The organism is Streptomyces sp. 2114.4 (genome assembly GCF_900187385.1).
Classification (GTDB): domain Bacteria; phylum Actinomycetota; class Actinomycetes; order Streptomycetales; family Streptomycetaceae; genus Streptomyces; species Streptomyces mooreae.
On the sequence record NZ_FYEY01000001.1, the window covers coordinates 7632778 to 7652748 of the forward strand.

Sequence of the window (19971 nt, forward strand, 5' to 3'; positions counted from 1 at the left end):
TGTCCCCTTCGTCGTAGAGGTTCGCATATGTGCAACAGGAAAACCTACCCGGGGGTCTTCCCGCCCTCTGGCGCCCGGCCCCGGATCACGGGACCATCCTCGAACAGCCCGTGAGGCCGCCCGGCGCAGCGCGGGCTCTGACTGCTGCTGCGCTCCGCATCGCGCGGCTCGCCCACCGTATGCGGGAGGTGTAGAAAGAGGACATGGCCGGACGCTACGGCCGCCCGCGTTCGGTTCTCAGGATGCGAACTGTCGCAGGTCAGGTCTTTCTCCTGCAGGTGGCGATCGTGGTGTTGCTCGTCGCCGCCGCCATCGCGGCGCTCGTGCTGCAGTCCAGGGCCGACGGGGACCGCGAAGCCCGCAACAGATCCGTCGCCGTGGCCGAGGCCTTCGCGAATGCGCCGGGCATCGAGGAAGCACTGAAAAGCGCCAATCCGACGCTGGTGCTGCAGCCGCGGACCGAGGCCGCCCGCAAGCGCTCCGAGGTCGACTTCATCGTCGTGATGAACACCCAGGGCATCCGCTACACCCACCCGATCCCCAACCGGATCGGCAAGAAGTTCGTCGGCACGCTGAAGCCGGCGCTGTCCGGCGGGGTGGTCACCGAGCGGATCACCGGGACCATCGGGCCCCTCGTCCAGGCCGTGGTGCCGGTCTTCGGCCACAGCGGCAAGGACAAGGGGAAGGTCGTCGGGCTGGTCTCCGCCGGGATCACCGTCAAGCGGGTGAGCGGCGTCGTCGACGACCAGTTCCCCCTGTTGTTCGGCGCCGCCGCCGGCGTTCTCCTCCTCACCACCGGCGGCACGGCGCTGGTGAGCCGCCGCCTGCGGCGCCAGACCCACGGCCTGGGCCCCGCCGAGATGACCCGGATGTACGAGCATCACGACGCGGTGCTGCACGCCGTACGCGAAGGCGTGATCATCGTGGCCGGCGACGGCAGTCTGCTGCTCGTCAACGACGAGGCACGCCGCCTGCTCGACCTGCCGCCGGACGTCGAAGGACGCCAGGTCGGCGACCTCGGGCTCGACCCCGCCACCGCCCGCCTGCTGGCCTCCGGCCGGGCCGTCACCGACGAGGTCCACCCGGTCGGCGAGCGGCTGCTGGCGATCAACCAGCGCTCCACGGACCAGGCCGGCGGACCACCCGGCAGCGTGACGACGCTGCGGGACACCACAGAGCTCCGGGCGCTCACCGGCCGGGCCGATGTGGCCCGCGGCCGCCTGAAGCTGCTCTACGACGCCGGCACGGAGATCGGCACCACGCTCGACGTGGTGCGCACCTGCGAGGAGCTTGCGGAATTCGGCGCGACCCGTTTCGCCGATATCGTCACCGTCGACGTGGCGGAGGACGTGCTGATCGGCGAGGAGCCCACGGCCCCCACCGGTGCGGCCATCGAGATGCGGCGGACGGCCACCAGCGGCGCCCCGGCGGACAGCGGCCTCTACCCCGTCGGAAAGCTGATCCGGTTCGAGCCGGCCACCACCCTCGGCGCCAGCCTCACCACCGGGAAAGCGGCCCTCGAAGCGGATCTGTCGGCGTTCTCCGGCTGGCATCTGCAAAGTCCCGGCCGGGCCAGGAAGATCGTCGCGCACGGCATCCATTCGCGGATCGCGGTCCCGCTGCGGGCCCGCGGCGTGATCCTCGGTGTGGCGATCTTCTGGCGTTCGCACAAACCGGAACCCTTCGAGGACGAAGAACTCTCGCTCGCCGAGGAGCTGGTCGCCCGCGCCGCGGTCAGCATCGACAACGCCCGCCGCTACACCCGCGAACACGCCATGGCCGTCACCCTGCAGCGCAGTCTGCTGCCGCGCGGGCTGCCCGAGCAGAACGCCGTGGAGGCCGCCTACCGCTATCTGCCCGCACAGGCCGGGCTCGGCGGGCTCGGCGGCGTCGGCGGCGACTGGTTCGACATCATCCCGCTGCCCGGCGCCCGGGTGGCGCTCGTCGTCGGCGATGTCGTGGGACACGGGCTGCACGCCGCCGCCACGATGGGCCGCCTGCGCACCGCCGTGCACAACTTCGCCAACCTGGACCTGCCGCCCGACGAGATCCTCTGGCATCTCGACGAACTCGTCACCCGTATCGACCAGGACGAGAGCGCCGAGGAGGCCGAGGGCTCGGTCACCGGAGCCACCTGCCTCTATGCGATCTACGACCCGGCGTCCGGGAACTGCACCATGGCGCGCGCCGGGCACGTCCAGCCCATGTTCGTGCTGCCGGACGGCACCGCGGAGGTCGCCGATGTGCCCGGCGGCCCGCCCCTGGGCCTGGGCGGTCTGCCGTTCGAGACCTGGCAGCGGCAACTGCCCGAGGAGAGCCGTCTGGTGCTCTTCACCGACGGGCTCGTCGAGGACCGGGACCGGGACCTCGACGAGGGCATGGCGCTGCTGAGCCGTACGCTGTCCGACCCGGCCGGCCGGACACCGGAAGAAACCTGCGAGGTGGTGCTCGACGCTCTGCTGCCGGAGCGCCCCAGCGATGACATCGCGCTGCTCGTGGCCCGCACGCGGGTGCTGGACACCGAGCACGTCGCCGACTGGGACGTGCCGCCCGACCCCTCGGCCGTGGCCCAGGTACGGGCCGCCGCGGTACGGAAGCTGATCGAATGGGGACTGGCGGAGGGGGCGTTCACCGCCGAGCTGATCCTCAGCGAGCTGGTCACCAACTCCATCCGGTACGCCGCGGGGCCCATCCGTGTACGGCTGATCCGCGACACCTCCCTGATCTGCGAGGTCTCCGACCGCAGCAGCACCTCTCCGCATCTGCGGCAGGCCGCCTCGATGGACGAGGGCGGCCGCGGCCTCTTCCTGGTCGCCCAGCTGGCGGAGCGCTGGGGGACCCGCTACACGAGCGGTGGCAAGGTCATCTGGACGGAACAGGCGCTCACCGGCCTCGATCTGGTCGCGGAGCGGACCGACGGCGGGGATGCTTGAGCAAAGGGGCGGACGAGTCCGGGGGCCCGAGTGAGTGCCTGAGGAGGCCGTGATGGATTACCCGCTGCTCAACGCCTTCTGGACCATGTGCCTGATCTTCCTGTGGGTCCTGTGGCTGATCCTGCTGTTCAGGATCATCGGTGACATCTTCCGCAGCCAAGACCTCGGCAACTGGGGCAAGACGGGGTGGCTGGTCCTGGTGATCGTGCTGCCATTCCTGGGCGTCTTCATCTATGTCATCGCGCGGGGCCACGGCATGAGTGAACGGGAGGTCGCGCAGGCCGAACGGCAGCAGAAGCAACTGCGGGCCTACCTCCGGGACACCGCCGCGACCGGCGACGAGGCGGGCGGGCATGCGGACGCCCTGGCGAAGCTCGCCGATCTGAAGAACCACGGCGACATCACGGAGGAGGAGTTCCAGAAGGCCAAGGCGAAGATCCTCGCCTGACCGTGGGCCCACGGCCCACGGCCCCGCCCCCGGCGGATGGCGCCCGCCGGGGCCTCCTCGGCCGGCTGCTCGACTGCTAACCTCGAATTGCGCGAAACACGCAACTTCAAGGGGTGTCCCGCGCAGGGCGCCCGGCAGGCGACGGCAGGCGGAGGCGGCAGCGAAGTGAGCAGTGGGGAACGCTCGGCCACCCGGCACCGACGCGAGCGGATGGTGGAACTCCTCGGCGCCGGCGACATCAGCGTGCACGATCTCGCCGCCGAGTTCGACGTCTCGCTGTCCACCGTCCGCCGGGACCTCGCCACCCTCGCCGCTCTCGGCCGGATCACCCGGACCTACGGCGGCGCGGTCGACCACCGGGCGGTGGAGCGCTCCTGGCACGACAAGGAAGGCGAACAGCGGGGCGAGAAGGACGCCATCGCCCGCACCGCCGCGGCGCTGGTCCGCCCCGGTGATGTCGTCCTCCTCGACGCGGGCACCACCGTCGCCCGGCTGGCCCATGAGCTGCGCGACCGCGGCGACCTCACGATCGTCACCAACGGCCTTTCCACGCTCGTCGAGCTGGCGGACGCGGAGGTGGAGGTGGTGGTGCTCGGCGGCCGGCTGCGGCGCCCCAACGAGTCGCTGCTGGGCACCCGGACGGATCAGGCGCTGCGCCGGCTCACCCCGGACATCGCCTTCCTCGGCGTCGACGGTCTCGATCCCCGCCGCGGCATCAACTGCCCCGATCCCGAACAGGCCGCGCTGAAAGAGACGATGGCCGAGTGCGCCCGCGCCGCCTGGGTGCTCGCCGACCACTCCAAGCTCGGCGGGGGAGGGAGCGGGGGAGCGGGCTTCCCCTACTGGGCGGCGATGCCGGGCGGTACGGGCCTGATCTCCGGGGCCGGGGAGCGGGAGCTGGCCGCCTTCAGGGACGAGGGATGGCCGGTGTGCGCCGCCGTGGACGGGGGTCCGGCGCCCGCCGGGAGCGCCCGGCCGCACACCTCTTGACAGTCCGTTCGGCCAGTCGCCACCCTGAATTGCGTGAATCGCGCAATCAATAATGCGCGATCCGGTCACTTCAGGGTGCGCAGACGACCCCGGAGCCGACAGGAGGAGACCTCGTGGCCCAGGTGCTCGTCATCGCGGACGACCTCACCGGCAGCAATGCCACCGGCGCGCTCTATGCGCGCCTGGGCCTGCGGGCGGTCACCGTCGGCGCCCTCGCCCAAGTGGCGCGCTACGCCGACCGGGTGGACGTCCTCGTCGTCAACACCGCATCGCGGCACCTGCCCCCGGACCGCGCCGCCGCGGCCGTCCGGGCCGCCGCCGGGACGGCGGACGCGGCACCCCTGATCGTCAAGCGCGTCGACACCACGCTGCGGGGCAACCCCGGCAGCGAACTCGACGCGCTGGTGGACGTCCTCGCCGCCCGTGAGCCCGCGGCCAGGATCCGGACGCTGGCCGTACCCGCCTTCCCCGACGCGGGCCGGACCACGGTCGGCGGACTGCATCTGGTCGACGGCGTCCCGTTGACCCGTACGGCCGTGGCCCGCGACCCGTTCGATCCCGTCCGGCACTCCCGGGTCGCGGACGTGCTCGGCGCGCAGAGCAGGCGCAGCACGGGCGAACTCGCCCTGGACGTGGTGGAGCGGGGTCCCGACGCGGTCGCCGCGGCGCTGCGGGAGAGCCCGGCCGAGACCGTGGTCTGCGACGCCACCGAGAACGCACATCTGCACACGGTCGCGAGGGCCGCCGCCCGCCTCGCCGTCGAGGACCGGATCCGCTGGGTGGCGCTGGACTCCGGCCCGTTCGGCGCCGCCCTCGCCGGGGAGCTGGGCCTGCGGCCCGCAGGCGGCCCGCCCGCCCGCATCCTGGCGGTCGTCGGCAGTGTCACCGACCGCACCCGCACCCAGCTCACCCGCACGGAAGCCGCGCTCGACGCCCGCTGGGCCGACCTGGACCCCGCCGCCCCGGACCCCGGCGCCGTACTGGCCCGGTTGCGCGCGGCGGCAGCGGAGGGCGCCACGGTGCTCGGCGTCCGGGTGGCCCCCGTCCCGTCGGCCACCGCCACCGGATCCGCCGCCAAGGCCGCTGCCGAATCCGCCCCGCGCGCCGCCGCCCGCATCCTGCGCGCCCTCGCCGAGATCGCCCGTCGCGCGGTCACCGAGCTGTGCCCCGGCGGCCTGTACGCCTCGGGCGGCGATGTCGCCGCCGCGGTCACCTCGGCGCTCGGCGCCGACGGCTTCGCCATCGAGACCGAGGTGCTGCCGCTCGCCATCGCGGGGCGTCTGGTGGGCGGCCCGCACGACGGTCTGCTCTTCGCCACGAAGGGCGGCCTGATCGGCGGCCCCGACGCTGCCCGCGACTGCCTGGAACACCTGCGCGCGGCCTGCACCCGGCACACCCTCGGCCCCACCCTGAGCACGACCTGATCACCCACCCCGAAAGGCGCTCCCATGCCCCAGCCTCAGCAGGCGACCGATGACCGGACCGCCGCTACCGGCCGTCCCGTCCCCGACGGCCCGCTGCCCCTCCTCGCGGTCACACTCGGCGATCCCGTCGGGATCGGCCCCGAGATCACCGCCCGCACCCTCGCCGACCCGGCGACCTGCGTGCTCGGCCGTGGACTGGCCGTCGGCGACGCCGCCGTCCTGCGCCGCGCCGTCGCCGTCTGCGGACTGGACGTCGAGGTCAACGCGGTCGGCGCCCCCGGTGAGGCACGCTTCGAGCCCGGCACCATCGATGTGCTCGACCTCGGGATCGCCCCCGGCGATCTCCCCTGGGGCACGGTCGACGCGGTGGCGGGCCGTTCCGCCGTGGCCGCGATCGAGGCCGCCACCAGCGCCGCGCTGGCCGGCGAGGTCGACGGCATCGTCACCGCACCGATCAACAAGGAGGCGATCTGGGCCGCCGGTTCGCAGCACCTCGGCCACACCGAAATGCTCGGCGAACTCACCGGCGCCGCACACTTCGACACCATGTTCGTGGTCCGCGGCCTCAAGATCTTCTTCACCACCCGCCATGTCTCGCTGCGCAAGGCGCTCGACCAGATCACCGAGGAGCGGGTCGCCGCGAGCATCCGTCACGCCGTCACCGCACTGCGTGTCTTCGGCCATGACGACCCGCGGCTGGCCGTGGCCGCGATCAACCCGCACGGCGGCGAGGGCGGCCACTTCGGCGACGAGGAGATCACCGTCCTGCGCCCGGCGGTGGCGAAGGCGGCCGCCGAGGGGCTGGGCGCCGTGGGCCCGATCCCCGCTGACTCGGTCTTCCACCAGGGCCTCGAAGGCCGCTTCGACGGAGTGCTGTCCCACTTCCACGACCAGGGCCATATCCCCGCCAAGACCGTCGACTTCGACGGCACCGTGTCCGTCACCGTGGGCCTGCCGGTCCTGCGCACCTCCGTCGACCACGGCACCGCGTTCGACATCGCCGGGAGCGGCCGCGCTTCGCACGGCACGATGGCCGCCGCCTTCCGTGCCGCCGCCGGCTTCAGCCGCTTCACCGACCGGATCCGCGCCGCCTACGGAACGGCGGTCGCCCAGTGACGGACACCGGCCCGCAGCCGATCCCGCAGTCGCCGCCCGCGGCACGCGCGACACCCGCGCCGCCCGCCAAGCGCTGGGCCTATGTCATCCCGGTTGCCGCCATCATGTACATGCTGGCGTACCTCGACCGGAACAACGTCTCCGTCATCCTCCCCTACATGCACGGCGATCTACGGCTGTCCAACGCCGACAAGGGTCTGGTCGGCGGCGTCTTCTTCCTCGGCTATGTCTTCCTGCAGATCCCGGCCGCGATCCTCGCCCAGCGCTGGAGCGCCCGGAAGACCGTCCTGCTCCTCATGGTGGCGTGGGGGGCGGCCGCGTCGCTCTCCGGCCTCGTCCGGACCACGTCGCAGTTCTACGTGGCCCGTTTCGTGCTGGGCCTCTTCGAGGGCGGCGTCTGGCCCGCCGTACTCATCCTGCTCGCCTCGTGGTTCCCGCTGCGGGAGCGGGCCCGGGCCAACGCCCTGTGGATGGCCTGCCTGCCGCTGTCCTCGGTGCTGATGGCGCCGTTGTCGGGGTGGATGCTCGACCAGGGCAGCTGGCGCTGGGTGCTGGTGCTGCAGGGCGTCCCGCCCCTGGTGTGGGCGGTGGTCTGGTGGTTCGCGGTCGCGGACCGGCCGGCCCGGGCCCGGTGGATCTCCCGCGCCGAGGCCGACCACGTGGAGCGTGCGATCGCCGCCGACGAAGCCGCCAAACCGCCGGCGGGCGGCGGCTCGTACCTCGACGCGGTCAAACAGAAGCCGGTGCTCGTCCTCATCGGCGTCTACTTCTTCTGGATCACCGGCTTCTACGGCTTCAACCTGTGGCTGCCGGCGGTCATCAAAGAGCTGACGCACGACGGCTCGTCCACCGAGGTCGGACTGCTCACCGCGATCCCGTTCACCGTGGCACTGGCCGTGATGATCGCCAACGCGGCCTGGTCCGACCGCACGGGCAGACGACGCCAGGCGGTGGCCGTCCCGCTCCTCGTGGGCATCGCCGCACTGCTGCTGGGACAGACGGTGGACGGCGCCCTGCCCCGGATGCTGCTGCTCTGTGTGACGGCCGCCGCGCTCTACGCACCGTACGGACCGTTCTGGGCGATCCCCGGCGAGCTGCTGCGCTTCGAGGTGGTGGCCGTCGCGATGGGGCTGATCAACGCCCTCGGAAACCTCGGCGGCTTCGCCGGCCCCTACCTGGTCGGCTGGCTGACCGACGCCACCGGATCCAGTGTGACCGGCTTCGCGGTGCTGTCCGCCTTCCTCGCCGCGGCCGTGGCACTGGTGACCCTGGGCCTGCGACCGGCCGTACGCCCCGTAGGGAAGCCCGCCAGGGAGGCACCGGAGGGAGCCTGAGCCCTGACGGACGCGCTTTCCGGCCGGCTGATTACTGAATACCTGGCACACCTTCGGTGTTTGCCGATGTGCCGCACGCATTTCGACGGTCAGCCGAATTCAAAAAAATGATTGATGTGACTTTCTCCGCCGTTCTTCGTCACCTCGAACGGGCGACACCTGTAAGGCAATTCCCGGCGGATCGGTCCACGCCAGGGGTATCCGCTCGTCGCTGTGGCCGAACGACCCCGCTGATGGTGAACGGGCCCTTTCCGCCGGGGTGTTGGGGGTGCGCGAGCGCCGCAGGAGAGGCCCGTTCGGTGTCGGCCTGGCCGGGCGTGCCCTTTGTGCGGGCCGGGAAACGGTTACTCCGACCTGCGCAATTAATGATGAGCAAGGTTTTGGGAGGTTCTGTGAAGGTGATTCCTGAAAAGGTCGATATACCCCTTTGATCCTCCTGAGGAGCACATATGCGCATCCGTGCCGCGATCGCAGCCAGCGCCCTGGCCACCACTATCGTCATGGGCGGTGCGAGCGCCGCCCTGGCTCACGGCAAGGACCGCCACCACCACAACCACCACGGTCACTACGCCTCCTGCTGGCTCTCCGCGGCCGTCCTCCACCACGTCGGCCCGGTCTTCAGCGAGGGCTGCGAGAAGGGCGGCTGGGGCGGCGGCTACCAGCGGTAATCCAGAGCGCTGTCCAGCCGGTGCCGGCCGAGAGGACCAGGGGTCCTCTTCGGTCGGCACCGGCTGTATGCCCGGGCTGCTCGCCGGCCCGGAGTCCGTGTCAGCCGGGGACGTCGAACCGTTTGAGGGCCGGTCCTTTCCTGCCGTTCACCGGTGTGCGAGACATGGCCGCGGGGGCCGGGAGATGGCTGCTCTCGGGTCCCTCAACAGCGGTCGGCCCGGGTGCTGTTGCCCGCCGTCTGCGGACGCTCGCGACCAGCCCCGCGCCGGCCAGCAGGGTCAGACCTGCCATCGTGCCGAAGCCCATGAACACCAGGGGCTTGGTCCCCGTCGCCGCCTCGGCGGGCTTCGCGACCGGTCTGGCGGCACGGCCCACGGCCGAGGCCGGAGCCGACCCGAAGGTGGCGCACACCGCGACGAGCAGAGCGGCGAGGAGAGCGACGGGGAGATGCCCACGGCAAAGACGGCCCAGCGGGCCCGGGGCGGGTGGTGCGGTCATGCGGTGCTCACTTCTCCGCCTCGGCAGGGAGGCTGCTGGATCGAGGATGTGCCGGATCCCAGCGTTTCCGGCTGCGGCCGGAAGAGCGTGCCGTGGAAGGCAGAAGAGTGAAGGCGACCGCCCATCCGAGTGGTGACCGGCCCCGCCGTGCATTCCGGCGCCCCGCCCCTTCGCTCAACGAAGCGCTCTGGACGAGCCCGAGGCAGTGCCCTAGCGTCACCAGTCGGCCGGGCCCCACCGCGCGGGGGCCGATCCGTCCAGGGAAGCGGAGGACGCGTGATGAGCACTCTCCCGCAGCCGCCCGACATCCTGTCACCGGAGTTCGCGGCGGACCCCTATCCCGCGTACCGCATCCTGCGTGAGCACCACCCGCTGTTCCACGACAAGGGAACCGACAGCTATCTGCTCTCGCGGTACGAGGACGTGGCACGGGCCTTCCGTGAGCCGGTGTTCACCACCGACAACTACGAGTGGCAGCTCGAACCGGCGCACGGTGGCCGGACCCTTCCCCAGATGAGCGGTCGTGAGCACGCCGTGCGCCGCGCCCTGGTGGCCCCCGCCTTCCGCGGCCGGGAGCTGCGGGAGAAGTTCCTGCCGGTCATCGAGCGCAACGCGAGGGAACTGATCGACGCATTCCGCGACGACGCGGAGGCCGATCTGGTGGGGCGGTTCGCCACCCGCTTCCCGATCAACGTGATCGTCGACATGCTCGGTCTGGACCGGGCCGACCACGACCGCTTCCACGGCTGGTACGCATCGGTCGTCGGCTTCGTGTCCAACCTGGCCCAGGACCCCGGGATCGCGGCCGCCGGCCGGCGCGCCGGTGAGGAGCTTGCCGCCTACCTACGGCCGATCCTGGCCGAACGGCGTGCCGCACCCCGCGACGACCTGCTCTCCGGCCTCTGCACCGCGGAGGTCGAGGGCACCCGGATGAACGATCAGGACATCACCTCGTTCGTCAGCCTGCTGCTGGCTGCCGGCGGCGAAACCACGGACAAGGTCCTCGCCGCCCTGTTCCGTAACCTGCTGGCCCACCCCGACCAGTTCGCGGCCGTACGCGCCGACCGGTCGCTCATTCCCGCGGCCTTCGCCGAGACCCTGCGCTACACCCCGCCGGTCCAGATGATCATGCGTCAGCCCGCTGCCGAGGTCACCCTCAGCGGTGGCACGGTCCCCGCGGGCGCCACGGTCACCTGTCTCATCGGTTCCGCGAACCGCGATGAGCGCCGCTACGCACGGCCCGCCGCCTTCGACCTCTTCCGCACCGATCTGACCACCGCCACGGCCTTCAGCGCCGCCGCCGACCATGTGGCCTTCTCCCTGGGCCGGCACTTCTGCGTAGGCGCCCTCCTGGCCAAGACCGAGATCGAGGTCGGCGTCAACCAGTTGCTCGACGCATTCCCCGCCATGAGTTTCGCGGAGGACACCGCGCCCGCCGACGAGGGAGTGTTCACCCGGGGGCCGGCGCGGCTCCGGGTGCGGCTCCGGCCGGGCGTAGGCGCGGCACGGTCTGCCGGTACTGCCTGAGGCGCACGTCTCCCACGGATCCCCCACGATTTCCTCAACGCCCCCGGGGCAGAGGGGGGACAGGCCGGTCGGCGGCCGTCAGCGGCCTGCGCAGTACGTAGAGGCCGACGGTGACGGCGAGCGCGATGTCGCAGGCGGAGAAGGCCAGGCCCGCGCCGCGCAGGCCGAGCGCCAGCGTGAGCGCTCCGACGCCGACGACCGGCAGGGAGATGCCGAGGTAGGCAACGAGGAAGAAGGCCGAGATGGTGCCGCCCCGGTGCTCGGGCGGTGCCGCGCGGCCCACGGCGGTCAGGCCGGCGCGGAACGCCAGGCCCTGGCCCATACCGCCGCACACCGCACCGATGACCAGCAGCGGCAGTGAGGTCACGGCCAGCGAGGTGGCGACGAGCACGAGCCCCGCCACCAGCACCAGGCAGCCGCCCGGCAGGGCCCTGCGCACACCGATCCGTTCCGTGAGGGACTGGCCGGCCGTCGATCCCAGGAACACCGTGAAGACGATGAGCCCGGCAACGGCCAGATTGTGGACGCCCAGGGTCTGGCCGACGAAGCTCGGTGCGACCGCGGTGAACAGGCCCAGGAGGGAGAAACCGGCGAAGGCGGCGACGGCCGACGGGGTGAAGACGCCCCGCACTTCGGGCGGCAGCCGAAGGCCCTGGGGACGCAGTCTCCGCGGGCGGTGCGGAGGCCCGACGGTCTCCGGCAGGAGCCAGGTCGCCGCGGCGGCCACGGCCACCAGCGCCAGGTGCGCCAGAAAGGGCAGGGTCAACGGCCACGGTGCGTACTGGGCCAGCAGGCCCGACAGCAACGGGCCGCAGCCGAGACCGCCCATGTTCGCTGCGGTGGCGGCGAATCCCGCCCGCGCCTCCTGGCCCGGCCTCGCGAGCTCCAGCACACACGCCGTGGCGGCGCCGCTGAACAGCCCCGCGGCAAACCCGGACAGCACCCGCCCCAGCAGCAGCATCGGCAGCCCGCCCTCGAAGATGAAGCACAGGGCGCTCGCCGCCGACAGCCCCAGGGCACAGAACAACACCGGGCGCCGACCCACCTCGTCGGAGAGGTGGCCCGCGAGGAGGAGCACCGTGATCACACCGAGGGCGTACACCGCGAAGACCACGGTCACCATCAGTTCGGAGAATCCCAGCTGCTCGCGGTAGAGCCCGTACAGCGGGGTGGGGAGCGTCGTCCCGGCCATGCCGATCGCGAACACGCCCGCCGCTACCGGATAGCCGAGCCGCCGGGGGCCGCCCGTGCGATCGCTGATCATGGTCCCCAACGTAGGCGCCCGCCCGCCGAGGCGTCGAGAACCGCGGCAAGGACCCGCGGGCCGGGCTGTGGGCGGCACGCACATGGTGCCCCCGCGTGCGGCGGGGGCACCACAGTGCACCTGACCCGGACGGTCAGTGCTGGGCGGTGGGCGCGTTGGCCGCCGTGACGTTGACGGCGGCCCAGGCCTTGTCCACCGTCTTGTACTCGGTGCTCCCGGCGCCGTACAGGTCCTTGGCCGCGTGCAGCGTCGCGGTCCGGGCGTCATGGAAGTCGGTCGTGGAGACCATGTACCGGGTGAGCGCCCGGTAGAAGATCGCCGTCGCCTTGTTCCGGCCGATGCCGGTCACCTTCGAGCCCTTGTAGGTGGCGGAGTCGTAGGCGACGCCACCGATCGTCTTCTTGCCGCTGCCCTCGGCGAGAAGGTAGTAGGCGTGCGAGGAGACACCGGAACCGCCGTGCACCTCCGTGTCGTAGGACGCCTTCGACCAGTAGTCGACCGTGCTCTCGAGCTTGTCGAGGGACGGCTTGTCCAGGCGGCGCAGGAACTTCTGGTCGAGGCCCAGCTTCTCGCCCAGCAGGTAGTTCGGCGGGTTCTTCGGGTTGTTGGCCGAGAACTCGACCGCGCTGCCGAAGATGTCCGCCAGCGACTCGTTGAGGGCACCGGGCTCGCCGAACGCGTTCCCCTCCTCGTCGGTGCGGGTGGGCTGCAGGTTGGCCGTTGCCTCGACGACACCGTGGGTGAGCTCATGGCCGGTGACGTCCAGTACGACCAAGGGCTTGGTGAACGTCTTGCCGTCGCCGTCGCCGTAGAGCATGCAGCCGCAGTCCGGGTTCCAGTAGGCGTTGCCCACCTTCTGGCCGAAGTGCACCAGGGCGTGTGCCCCGCGGCCGTCGTTCTTGATGCCGTTACGGCCGAAGGTCTTCTTGTAGAAGTCCAGGGTGCTGGTGACGCCGTACTGGGCGTCGACGGCGGCGGTGGTCCGGTCGTTCGTGGTGCCGTTGCCCCAGCGGTTGGTGGTGCTGGTGAACGCCTTGCCGTCGGTGACCTTCTTCGCCTCCTTGTTGCCGGCGTCCCGGGTCTCGGTGTTCCCGCGGGTGGGGTCCTTGAGGGTGAAGGACTTCTGCGCGGTCCGGGTGGTGGACAGCGGCACCTTGCCGACGAAGAGGGAGGCGCCGGAGCCGGTGGCCGCGGAGGGGAAGCCGGCGCTCCCGGCCGCCTTTTCCGTGGCGGCCGGGGCGCCCGGGGCGGTGGAACCCAGGCCGGTGGCGGGGCTGAGCCGTTCGCCCCGCGCACGCAACTTGGCCTGGACGGCGGGGGAGAGGAAGGAGTCGTCGGCCGCGGTGTTGCTGAGCACCGCACCGGAGGCCGCGTCGAGGACGAGCGTACGGGCGCCGCCGGCCTCGGAGGTGCGGCTGTCGGCCACCTGCACCCGGTAGGCCAGCGTGGTCCGGTTCGCGCGGGCGTCCACGACCAGTTCGGGCTCACCGGCGCGGCCCTTCGCCACGGCGGCGGCCTTCGTCCTGGCCTGACCGGCCGACAGCTTCGGGTGCGCGTCGGGCACATCGACCTGGTGACGGTAGGCCCGGGTCACGCTCTCGTACGCCGACTTGGCGGTCAGGTGGATGACGAGGTCACCACCGAGCACCGGCAGCCCGCGGTGCGTGCGGACGAAGCGGACATGCGCTCGCCCGTCCGGATCGATGAGCGTGTCCGTGACCTTGAGAGTGTCCTTCTTGCCGACTCCGGTGGCCGAGGCGTGGGCGTACGCGGCGGCGCGGGCCGCTTCCACGGCCTTCTGGGGAGCGGGAGTTGAAGCGGAGGGGGAAGCGGCCGGCGAGGCCGCGGGGCCGGCGAAGGCGCTGCCCGCCGCCCCCGCGGTGAGGGTGGCGGCCGTTGTCACGGCGACGGCGATGGCCAGACGGTGCCCGCGTATGTGGGGTCTACGCACTGCTGTGGGTCCTTAGCGCTGCGGGGGCGGTCGGCTGGCCAACCGCCCGTACGCGCGGTGCTGTTGTGCACCACGGGGGCCGTGGGGCCCCGCGCAAACCCTGGTATGTCTGGCATGAGCATGTAAAGCAAAATGATCAGAATGCGAGATTTATGTGCGAGATTTAACAAAGGGCGAACTTTAGATGGCCAGAAGATGACCAACAGTGCTCCATGGGGAGAGACATGGAGTGGCGCCACTTGGTTGCTCGGGAGCCGCGCCGAACTGTGAATTGTCGGCGATTCGGCGTCGCTTGCCCTGTCCGGCCTGTCCGGCCTGTCCGGCCTGTCCGGCCTGTCCGGGGTGGCCTTCGCGGGAAGGCGCGTCGATGCGCGGCAGCGTGGGGCCGGGGTCGGGGCCGGGCCGGGGCCGGGGCAGGGGTGGGGTGCTGAGGAGGTGGCGGCGCGGGGAGGCGCCGGGAGACCCGGGGCGGCGAGCAGAAGGCCGTCGGTCGGTTATGTGGGAGACACGGCGGCCGTCGAGGTGGTGCCGGGGGGCGTATGGCGTCGGCCGCCGGACACCCTGCGGATGCCGGTGATCAGAGTGCTCCCGCGCTCACCGGTGGGGTCGCGCCGGCCGGAGCGGCCGCGCCGACCCGTGGGGCCGCGTTGATCGTTCGGGCCGTGCTGGCCGTCCGGGCCGTGGCGGGCTACCGGTGGAAAAGTTCCTCCAGGGAGGCCTCGGCTCGCTCTCCGCCGCGGGCGGCTTCGACGACGGCCTGGTGGAAGGCGCGGCTGGCTTCTTCGGAATGGCACGGGACGGGGCTGCCGGCCATGGTGTACCAGTCCGTGGCTCCGGTGTATTGCACAGCTACATGAGCCAGATCGTCCGACCAGGTCGTATGGATGGTCAGGTCGCCGTTGATCACGCCGATCTCCGCGGTGCGAACCGCGCCGGGTAGGGCGTGAATCCCGACAGTGGTCCAAGATGCCCAGGTCATGGTGGTCCCCTCGGCGACAAGGGCCCCGGCCGGCGGCCGGGCGCGGTGACTCAAGTTTGGCACTTGAGGTGCGGGAGCGCACCGCATGCGGCGGCACGGATTCCGCTAGGGCCTGTCTTCAAAGTCCCGCCTGCCTTGCGGCGCCTGGCCCGGTGGGCCCGCGCTTCCGGTGGGTCGTACGCGCGGGCACCCAGGGCGCCGCCGGGCCGGGGAGTGCCGATGCCGCGACGGGAATTCAGTCGATGACCGTATGGAAAAAGGTGACGGCGGCCCCGAAGGCGGCGCCGCCGACGAGAGTGGCGGAAGCCGGGGTGCCGCCGTTGAAGAAGGTGAGCACACCGGCGCCGATAGCGGTGAGGGCGCCGAGCAGGAAGATGACGGCGGAGCGCTGACTCAGCAGGGTTGATCTGTTGTCGGACACATCAACTCCGATCTGCGCGGGAGCGACGGAGCGCTCGGTGCGGATGCTGATGCTCTGACTGATCTTCTCATCCCACTCACCGGATTCTCGGCAGCACACGAGAAAATTCGCAAAGAGTCACGGAAAGGGTCACGGGAAGAGCCACGGGATGAATCAAGGGGGGCCTGCGGGCGGGGGCGGACGCGGAGGCCGGGCGGTCGCCGAACTCCCGCTGGACGGCGGGCTTTGTGGTGGTCCGCCGGCCCAAGGACGAGCTGCCTGGGCTGACGGGCCGGGCGGCGGCGATGCGGGGTTTCCTTACGCCGGTCGCGTCTGCGAACGCGTCTCAGTGTTCGGTGCTGCTTCCCCCGGTGCGGGCCTCCCGCGGCCCGGTACCTGGCGGGTGATCGCGAGGACCGCCATATCGTCGTCGCGCGGCCCGCCGGTCCAGTGCTCGACATCCGCCGCCAAGCGGTCGATCAATTCCCGGGGTCCCCGGAACGGGCCGTGGTCCGCCAGCTGCGTCGCGGGGTCGTAGAACGTTCCGGCGTGGTCTCTGGCCTCCGTCACGCCGTCGGTGATCAGCAGCAGTGTGCTGCCCGCCGGGAACGGCCAGTCGGTGGGGTCGGTCCGTGCCGCGCCCAGGGCGCCCATCCCCAGGGGAAGGCCGGGATCGTCGACCTCCAGTGCGCGCACCTCGTCGTCGTGGCAGAGGTAGGGCGCAGGGTGGCCGCAGTTCAGCAGGCGCAGCCCTGCCGCCCCCGGGAGGACTTCGCAGATCAGGGCCGTGATGAAGCCTTCGAGCCGGTTCTCCTCCGAGGTGTGCTCGCTCTCCCGCAGCAGTGCGTGCTCCATCCGGTCGGCCAGCGCCCTCAGGTCCAGCTCCTGCTCGGCGGCCTCACGGAACGCACCCAGCAGCACCGATACTGCGCTCACCGCCCCGAGTCCCTTGCCCCGCACATCGGCGATCATCAGCCGTACGCCGAACGGGGTGCGCTGGACGGCGTAGGCGTCGCCGCCGATCCGGGCCTCGCTCTGCGCGGCCTGGTAACGGGCGGCGATGGCCAGCCGGCCGATGCGTTCCGGCGGGGCGGGCAGTACGGCACGCTGGGCCGCCTCCGCCACCGAACGGACGATATCCAGATGGCGTCCGTGACGGGCGATCACCCGATTGACCCCGACGCCCATGAGTGCGGCGAAGAGGGTGTTGACGAGCTCCAGATGGCCTTCGAGGTTGTCGGCGGTGCCGTCCTTCACCGTCAGCGCGAAGACGCCCACGACGATGGCGGCACCGATCGCCAGGGTGTGCCGCAGGGAGAGCAGCGCGCCGGCCGTGACGCTGGCGGCCGTCAGCATCGGGTCGCCCCAGTAGTCCGCCGGTGAGAACGCGTCCCAGGTAAGCCCTCCGGCGACCAGGACGCTCGGAGCGAACTGGACGTATCGGGGCCATCGCGGAGAGAAAGGGGACATAGGGAGTCCTGACCAGCCGTCCATGTCGGGTAGCAGGAATATGCCTGGTTCGGGGAGATTTATACAGCGTGCTCCGGTGGTCGGGCGAGGGTCGTGGCTCGCCCGGCCGGCCCCGCTACGCCCGCAGCCTCCGGCCACCGGCCTTGTGGGGCGGCCCGAACGCGTGTCACTCCTTCGAGGCGAGCCGGGCGCTGCGCGGACATCGGCGTCCGGGTCGTCCGCGACCGTGGCCCAGGCCCGGTGGGCGTCGTTGCGGCCGGAGTGCGCACGCAGCGCGAGAACCCCGGCCTTGCGCACATCCGCGTGCCCGTCGCGGAGCGCGGAGCGCAGCGGACACGGCGAGCTCGGGGGCGCCGGCCGCCAGGGCCGTGGCGGCACCGGCAGGGATGCGGCCGCCCGGCCCCCGGGGATGCGGCCGCCCGGCCCCCGGGGGTGTGGCCGTCCGGCCGCCGGGAACCATCCGTCCGGCCCAGCGAATGCGGCCTCCCGGCGCCCGTGTCGCCGGGCGGTCCCGGCCGGCCGCCGGATAGCGTCGGGGCCCAGTGCAGCGCCGCCCCGCCGCCGCCCGACACCGGCGCGGGCCCCGCCGGGTGTCCGGGCGGCCGACGAGGAGGTGGGCCGTGACCACGTGGCCGGCCGTGGTGTTCGCCGTGCTCGCGGCGGCCAGCAATGCGCTGGCCACGGTCCTGCAGCGGCGCGCCGCCCGAACGGTCCCGCTGTCCAGCGGACTGCGCCTCGGCCTGCTCGTCGACCTGCTGCACCGTGCCGTCTGGCTCGGCGGGATGCTCGCGGTCGTCGCCGCGGCCTGCTTCCAGGCGCTGGCACTGTCGCAGGGCGCACTGTCGGTGGTGCAGCCCCTCTTCGTCCTCGAACTGCCCCTCGCGCTGCTCATCGGACGGGTCCTGCTGGGCGGACGGATCCCCCGCACCGGCTGGATCGGTGTGGGGCTGCTCGTCGTCGGGCTCGGATCCGCCCTCGCCGCCGCGGCGCCCACCCTCGGCACCACCCACGCCCCGTTCGACCGCTGGGTGCCCGCCCTGGTGGTCTGCGCCGCGGTGATCGCCACGGCGGTCGGTGCCGCGCTCCGCCGCGGGGCGGGCGGCGTACGGGCCGCCTGCTTCGCCGGGGCGACAGCGGTCGGGTACGCCCTCACCGCGGCCATGCTGAAGGACGCCACCCACGCCTGGCAGACCGGCGGACCCGCCGCGTTCTTCACCACCTGGCAGACCTACGGCTTCGCCGCCACCGGCGTACTGGCCATCTTCCTCCTGGAGAACGCCATGCAGTCCGGCCCGCTGACCGCCTCGCAGCCGGTCCTCACGCTCGGCGACGCGCTGGTGAGCCTGTCGCTGGGCGTCACCCTGTTCGACGAACGGGTACGGGCCGGCTGGTGGCTGCTGCCCGAGGCGCTGGGCGTGGGGCTGGTCCTGTGGGGCGCGGTGCTGCTCTCCCGCGTCGCCCTGGCCCAGGACCTGACAGGCGCCCACGAGGCGCCACCGGCCGCCGCCCGCGACGCCGGTACGGCGAAGTAGCGGAAGGTGTCGATGACCGCGGGCAGTTCCTCGGTCCGGAACCGCCCAGGCGGCTTGCCGGTGTCCGAGACCTCGGCGGCCACCAGGGCATCGGGCATGCTCCTCGACCGCCCCGGCGATCCGCAGCAGCGCCCGCCGCGGGAACGCTCGGCGTGCCCGGCGCCTTCACCGAGATCTGACTCGTCTCGGGCCTGTCTTCAAAGTCCCGTCTGCCTTGCGGGCGAACGGCGGGACTTTGAAGACAGGCCCTGGCGACCCGCCACGCTTACCCGTGGACGGGAAGGACCGTGAGCGCTTGCTGGCACCGGGCGACGGCGTCGCCGTGGCCGAACAGACCGGGCAGGCCGCCGGAGTGCAGCAGGACGGTGCGCCGCCCGGGTGCCACGCTTCCGTCCCGCACCGCCGCCCGCAGTCCGGCCAGCGCACGCCCGGTGTAGACGGGGTCGAGCGCGATGCCCTCCGTACGGCCCGCCAGCGTCAGGGCATCCATTGACTCCTCGGTCAACGTGCCGTAACCGGAGCCGACTTGGTCCTGCCGCAGACGCAGGGTCTCCGGCGCGTGGACGGTGCCGGACAGCGCGCTGACCAGGCCGGTGACGGTGCCCGCAGGGTCGCGCACGGCGCCGCAGTCGACGCCCAGCACCTTGCCGGGGCCGAGGGTGTCCACCAGGCCGGCCATCGTGCCTCCGGAGCCCAGGGCGACGACGACGGTGTCCAGGTCGGGGGCCTGCCCGAGGAGTTCGCGCCCGCACTCGGCATAGCCGTACGCGCCCAGCGGGCTGGAACCGCCCAGCGGAATCAGCGCCGGGACGGCTCCCCGCTCCCGGAGCCGCGCCGCCACCTCCTCCGTCGCGGCCGCGAGCTGTGCGCCCCCTACTTCCCCGGCCCAGACGACGGTGGCCCCGAAGAGGCCGTCGAGGACCAGGTTCCCGGAGGCCGAGGAGCCGGCCGCACCGGCCAGCACCAGCACCACATCGAGCCCGAGCCGCGCGCCGGCGGCCGCGGTCAGCCGGGCGTGGTTGCTCTGGGCGGCGCCGGTCGTGACCAGGGTCGTGGCGCCCTCGGCGAGCGCCGCACCGCAGATCCACTCCAGTTTGCGGACCTTGTTACCGCCGCCACCGAGCCCGGTGAGGTCGTCACGCTTGATCCAGAGGTCGTCCGCCCCGAGGCCGAGCGCGCGGGCCAGCCGCGGCGCCGGCTCCAGCGGGGTCGGCCAGGTCGCGAGCGTCGCCCGCCGCGGGGTGTCGCTGTCCGCACTCATCGTTAGTTCCTTCCGTCTGCCCTGCGGTGCCGGTCCGCCGGCCAGAGTGCCATGCCGTACCCGCCGTCGGCCCCGCTCAGCCGGCCGGAGTGCGGTCGCCGGATGCTGTGTGATCATCTCGGGATGAGGACGAGTAGCGGGGCAGTGCTGCCCGGAGGCCGGACGGAAGCGGCCG

Annotated in this window: 16 protein-coding genes; 9 read left to right on the forward strand and 7 right to left on the reverse strand. The window is 72.2% G+C overall.

Annotated features, from left to right (window positions below; genetic code table 11):
* Nucleotides 1-203 precede the first annotated feature (203 nt).
* The 7 genes from CFW40_RS33690 (at nucleotide 204) to CFW40_RS33720 (ending at nucleotide 8913) form a co-directional block, all read left to right on the forward strand.
* A complete protein-coding gene (locus CFW40_RS33690; RefSeq protein WP_088801514.1) occupies nucleotides 204-2933 on the forward strand; it encodes a SpoIIE family protein phosphatase/ATP-binding protein in 2730 nt (909 codons plus the stop codon).
* Between the two features lie 52 nt (nucleotides 2934-2985).
* A complete protein-coding gene (locus CFW40_RS33695) occupies nucleotides 2986-3381 on the forward strand; it encodes an SHOCT domain-containing protein (protein WP_088801515.1) in 396 nt (131 codons plus the stop codon).
* Between the two features lie 165 nt (nucleotides 3382-3546).
* On the forward strand, nucleotides 3547-4371 hold the full coding sequence (locus CFW40_RS33700) for a DeoR/GlpR family DNA-binding transcription regulator (protein ID WP_107440536.1): 825 nt from the start codon (nucleotides 3547-3549) through the stop codon (nucleotides 4369-4371).
* Nucleotides 4372-4484: 113 nt separating this feature from the next.
* Entirely contained in the window at nucleotides 4485-5795 is a 1311-nt protein-coding gene (locus CFW40_RS33705; RefSeq protein ID WP_088801517.1) for a four-carbon acid sugar kinase family protein, read from the forward strand.
* Nucleotides 5796-5819: 24 nt separating this feature from the next.
* Nucleotides 5820-6911 carry a 4-hydroxythreonine-4-phosphate dehydrogenase PdxA gene (gene pdxA / locus CFW40_RS33710; RefSeq protein WP_088801518.1) on the forward strand — a complete coding sequence of 364 codons (1092 nt, stop codon included), beginning with the start codon at nucleotides 5820-5822 and terminating at the stop codon, nucleotides 6909-6911.
* Nucleotides 6908-8245, forward strand: a complete 1338-nt coding sequence (locus CFW40_RS33715; protein ID WP_088801519.1) for an MFS transporter — start codon at nucleotides 6908-6910, stop codon at nucleotides 8243-8245. Before pdxA ends, CFW40_RS33715 begins: the two co-directional genes overlap by 4 nt.
* Nucleotides 8246-8694: 449 nt before the next feature.
* Nucleotides 8695-8913: a hypothetical protein gene (locus tag CFW40_RS33720; protein ID WP_088801520.1), complete on the forward strand. Its 219-nt coding sequence runs from the start codon at nucleotides 8695-8697 to the stop codon at nucleotides 8911-8913.
* A gap of 100 nt (nucleotides 8914-9013) precedes the next feature.
* Here the strand turns inward: CFW40_RS33720 and CFW40_RS33725 are convergent, their stop codons facing one another.
* Nucleotides 9014-9412 carry a hypothetical protein gene (locus CFW40_RS33725; RefSeq protein WP_088801521.1) on the reverse strand — a complete coding sequence of 133 codons (399 nt, stop codon included), beginning with the start codon at nucleotides 9410-9412 and terminating at the stop codon, nucleotides 9014-9016.
* Nucleotides 9413-9691: 279 nt separating this feature from the next.
* Here CFW40_RS33725 and CFW40_RS33730 point away from each other — a divergent pair, with 279 nt between their 5' ends.
* Complete coding sequence (locus CFW40_RS33730) at nucleotides 9692-10939, forward strand: cytochrome P450 (RefSeq protein ID WP_088801522.1); 1248 nt, start codon at nucleotides 9692-9694, stop codon at nucleotides 10937-10939.
* A gap of 34 nt (nucleotides 10940-10973) precedes the next feature.
* Here CFW40_RS33730 and CFW40_RS33735 read toward each other — a convergent pair whose 3' ends face one another.
* From CFW40_RS33735 to CFW40_RS33755, 5 genes are all read right to left on the reverse strand, one after another.
* Nucleotides 10974-12203: an MFS transporter gene (locus CFW40_RS33735; RefSeq protein WP_088801523.1), complete on the reverse strand. Its 1230-nt coding sequence runs from the start codon at nucleotides 12201-12203 to the stop codon at nucleotides 10974-10976.
* 133 nt (nucleotides 12204-12336) lie between these two features.
* A complete protein-coding gene (locus CFW40_RS33740) occupies nucleotides 12337-14154 on the reverse strand; it encodes a M4 family metallopeptidase (RefSeq protein WP_088801524.1) in 1818 nt (605 codons plus the stop codon).
* A gap of 688 nt (nucleotides 14155-14842) precedes the next feature.
* Nucleotides 14843-15133: a hypothetical protein gene (locus CFW40_RS33745; RefSeq protein WP_088801525.1), complete on the reverse strand. Its 291-nt coding sequence runs from the start codon at nucleotides 15131-15133 to the stop codon at nucleotides 14843-14845.
* Nucleotides 15134-15368: 235 nt separating this feature from the next.
* Nucleotides 15369-15554, reverse strand: coding sequence for a hypothetical protein (locus tag CFW40_RS33750; protein WP_256331136.1), 186 nt, complete (start codon nucleotides 15552-15554; stop codon nucleotides 15369-15371).
* Nucleotides 15555-15851: 297 nt separating this feature from the next.
* The gene (locus tag CFW40_RS33755; RefSeq protein ID WP_088801527.1) at nucleotides 15852-17003 is read right to left on the reverse strand and encodes a PP2C family protein-serine/threonine phosphatase; all 1152 of its coding nucleotides are present in this window, start codon (nucleotides 17001-17003) and stop codon (nucleotides 15852-15854) included.
* A 620-nt stretch (nucleotides 17004-17623) separates the two neighbouring features.
* Between CFW40_RS33755 and CFW40_RS33760 the strand changes: the two genes are divergently transcribed.
* On the forward strand, nucleotides 17624-18535 hold the full coding sequence (locus CFW40_RS33760; RefSeq protein ID WP_088801528.1) for a DMT family transporter: 912 nt from the start codon (nucleotides 17624-17626) through the stop codon (nucleotides 18533-18535).
* 265 nt (nucleotides 18536-18800) lie between these two features.
* Here CFW40_RS33760 and CFW40_RS33765 read toward each other — a convergent pair whose 3' ends face one another.
* On the reverse strand, nucleotides 18801-19796 hold the full coding sequence (locus tag CFW40_RS33765) for a D-cysteine desulfhydrase family protein (protein WP_088801529.1): 996 nt from the start codon (nucleotides 19794-19796) through the stop codon (nucleotides 18801-18803).
* Nucleotides 19797-19971 lie beyond the last annotated feature (175 nt).